Source organism: Rhodococcus sp. UFZ-B548, assembly GCF_903819475.1.
Taxonomy (GTDB): Bacteria; Actinomycetota; Actinomycetes; order Mycobacteriales; family Mycobacteriaceae; genus Rhodococcus_F; species Rhodococcus_F erythropolis.
In genome coordinates, this window is sequence record NZ_CAIJDS010000133.1 from 1 (window position 1) to 2650 (window position 2650).

Sequence of the window (2650 nt, forward strand, 5' to 3'; positions counted from 1 at the left end):
GTGTAGGTGTCGGACATGATCGGTCGCCCGAAGTGGTTCCACCGCTTCAACACTTCCGCTACGCGCCACGTACGGTCCCCGGCGAGTGCGTGCAGCCAGTGCTCCGGTAGGTGTCGACGGCCCGGCATTGTGAGGTCGTCGATCTCGACCAGCTCCGGTGCGGCGACAAACCTCGCAACATGCATCAGATCCACTACGTCTCCCATCAAACCGACTGCAGGACTTGCCTTGCGTTGCACAGTGCGTTCGGTCTCTGACGTTCGGTGCTATCCGATGACCGGGACCGTTTCGCCCGTGCGACCCTTTCTGGACAACCACTCCTCGATGGAGATGACGTCCACCCCAGAGATTGACGCTTCGGCCAGGCATTTCTTCGTCAACTCAGCCGACTTCTCGTCGATCAAGACCCACACCAGGTTGACCGACTCTCGGTTGGTCCTCTCGTCGATCGAGGCAAGTTGGTGTCGTGCGATCCCCGGCCACATCTTCTGCCACACAGGGGTGAACCACTCCATCTCATGGCGTACGCCGGTGTCGAGATCGATCGCGTACTCCCACAATCGCCGGACGTCGACCAAGGTTTTCGTCTCGCGCTCCCATGTATCGAAAGGAAGTCGCAAGTTCGGTGCCGCAGAATAGGGCAACGAATATGCGTACCGGCTATCCACGAGAGTGACGAATTCTTGAAATGAGCGATGGGTGTCCCTTACTCGCACGCGGGCACCGTCCCTGGCGATACGCGCAACTGATTGAGCATGGTCACGATTAGCCGAAGAATCGCTGGGCATGAGAGCACGGTACCAGTTGACGACTCGGCGGCAGAGCCCGCGAGAAGCATCTCTCTGCGCCGAAATACTGTCGCTAGACGTCGTCTCGGTACCGACACAAGGGTTGCTAGGGTTACCCGGTCATTGGAGAGATTCCTATCGAATTGGAGACGATGCTGCATGGCTGAGAGTGATTCGCCAACTTATCGACGATCTCGACGGTAAGCCGATCGACGACGGATTCGGCGAACGCGTCCAATTCTCGTATCAGGGGTCGGACTACATGATCGATCTGCGGCCGACGAACGTCGACAAGTTCAACGCCGCCCTCGAGCCTTTCGTGAAGGTCGCCGAGAAAGTCGGAAAAGCACGCCGCGGCAGAAAAGCTGATGTGACGGCGAAGGATACCGGTTCAGGTCGCTCGAAAGAGCAGTTGCAGGCAGTGCGGGACTGGGCAGTCAAGAACGGCTACGACGTGGCACCGCGGGGACGGGTCAACGCGGAGATCCTCGACGCCTTCGACGCCGCGCACTGAATTCGATCCCTTTAAGGCGACACGACATTCAACACTGATACGAAAGCGGGTGTGAGGGGAAGCGTTTCTCACATACGCCCTTCGGCCTGGCCCTGTGTGGATTCCGCCACCTCTTTCATCGCTGGCGCGAACTGCAGGTGTTTCCAACCGAAAACACCCGAGAACCACGCGCCCTTCCTGAGTCGAAGTGTGTCGCCGTCTGCGCTCGGCCGCCGACTGCCACTGCGAACAGCAGAGATTAGACACAGTCATCTCCGGGTACAGTTCCGCAAGCAGCCTGCGGAGTGCGCGCATACACAATCCAGTCGGTCCACCGTCGACGTCTTGCGCTCATTCTGCAGGCTGCACCCGCAACTGTCAGTGCAGATCATTCCCCGAGTTCCCTTGCACGCGAGTAGGCCCGGCAACGGACGCATCGTCGACGGCAGTCCAAAGGTCACTCCTCGTTGAGTCAGACACCGTCCGTGGCTTGAATCTTGCGGATCATCGATGGGCCTCCGGTCTATCGAACCTGCTGATCGGCAGCACTATCGGCGACGGCTCAGGCGGAATGGAGCGACTGGAATGTAGTCACGAACCCATCGATGGTTTCGTACGCTTCGGCCTCGTCTTGCGGTGCGCGGCTCGGGTCATCGTGTCGTAGAGCGTTCATGATTTCGATCTGCCCCCATGCCCAGCGTAGGTCTTCGTGGCGATCGTGTTGTTCGTGCTCGTACTTGTCGACGATCGATTCGTAGACGGTTACCAAGGCGCGCAGGGAAGTTCGGCCGTGATCGTAGTCGTCGGCTACCTCGAGGATCAGAGGGTGAAGATCTGGTGATTCGGGTGAAGGATCGTGCGGGTTGTCCGAAGTCATGAGTCTTGTCCTCGCGATTGACGGTCAGGAAGTTTCCGGCGGGGATGAAGTGTGCGACAAATTTGTGGTCCCGGGAGTATCGCTCGGGCGTCGGTCCCGGTATTCATGGATAGCCATGTCCGTCGGTGCTGGGCCAGTTCCACGCTGCGATCGTGCCGCCAGGTGTCGAGACGACGAGCACGTTCCCGGGCGCGGAGACGTTCCAACTTTCGAAATCCGGCGACGGTGGCACCGACAGTACAGTCCCGGTGTCGAACAGTACGACGAGTGATCCGTCTGCGGTGCAGGTGCTGAGTTCGATTGTCGCGCCGGTCAGTTCCGCTGCGATGTCTGCCCCGGGTGCAGGTGCCGGAAGGCTGATGGCGACTTCGGTGTCGTCATGAAGGGTGAGGGCGGGGTTCTCCTCGACGAAGTATCGAACGTGCGCGTCAGTTTCGAACTGTAGGGCGTGACCGACCTCGGTACGGACAACCCGCTGTCCGACACCTACAA

General features: G+C 59.5%; 4 protein-coding genes and 1 pseudogene. 1 reads left to right on the forward strand and 4 read right to left on the reverse strand.

The window, feature by feature from the left end:
• Together H7C86_RS36770 and H7C86_RS36775 are read right to left on the reverse strand one after the other, a co-directional pair.
• A pseudogene (locus tag H7C86_RS36770) lies at positions 1–206 on the reverse strand (hypothetical protein); the annotation flags it as partial.
• Positions 207–266: 60 nt separating this feature from the next.
• Positions 267–788: a hypothetical protein gene (locus H7C86_RS36775; RefSeq protein WP_125461309.1), complete on the reverse strand. Its 522-nt coding sequence runs from the start codon at positions 786–788 to the stop codon at positions 267–269.
• A gap of 169 nt (positions 789–957) precedes the next feature.
• On the opposite strand from H7C86_RS36775, the gene H7C86_RS36780 reads away from it, so the two are divergent.
• The gene (locus tag H7C86_RS36780) at positions 958–1302 is read left to right on the forward strand and encodes an Lsr2 family protein (RefSeq protein ID WP_019749981.1); all 345 of its coding nucleotides are present in this window, start codon (positions 958–960) and stop codon (positions 1300–1302) included.
• A 541-nt stretch (positions 1303–1843) separates the two neighbouring features.
• On the opposite strand, the gene H7C86_RS36785 is transcribed toward H7C86_RS36780, so the two are convergent.
• Together H7C86_RS36785 and H7C86_RS36790 are read right to left on the reverse strand one after the other, a co-directional pair.
• Entirely contained in the window at positions 1844–2158 is a 315-nt protein-coding gene (locus H7C86_RS36785) for a hypothetical protein (RefSeq protein ID WP_019749980.1), read from the reverse strand.
• 103 nt (positions 2159–2261) lie between these two features.
• On the reverse strand, positions 2262–2650 hold a 389-nt coding region (locus H7C86_RS36790; protein WP_080911174.1), incomplete at its 5' end, for a DUF6188 family protein.